Origin of the sequence: Anoxybacillus sp. LAT27 (genome assembly GCF_022030075.1) — a bacterium.
GTDB lineage: Bacteria > Bacillota > Bacilli > Bacillales > Anoxybacillaceae > Anoxybacillus > Anoxybacillus kestanbolensis.
In genome coordinates this window covers 1-250 of record NZ_JAIWYK010000236.1, presented here as the reverse complement: position 1 = coordinate 250, position 250 = coordinate 1, and the positions used below count along the sequence as shown (strand labels likewise).

Sequence of the window (250 nt, the reverse complement as noted above, 5' to 3'; positions counted from 1 at the left end):
CGGCGATGCTTTGCAGCAGGTACGAGCTGCCGATGTCCACCTTGGCCGAATTGTAGCGGCTGGTCATGATGATGGCCGCCACCGCCGCCATCAACGCGGCGAACAGGTAGACCCACAGGACGACCCGGGTCGTGTTGATCCCGGAAAACAGCGTCGCCGTCGGGTTGTTGCCGAACATGTAGACGCTGCGGCCCCACGCCGTCTTGTTCAGCAGAATGGACAGGATCACGGCAATCGCCGCAAAGATCAG

General features: G+C 61.6%; 1 protein-coding gene. It reads right to left on the bottom strand.

The features are described 5' to 3' along the window. Positions 1 to 250: ABC transporter permease subunit (locus tag LD028_RS09270; RefSeq protein WP_483298297.1), on the bottom strand; the 250-nt coding region annotated here is incomplete at both ends.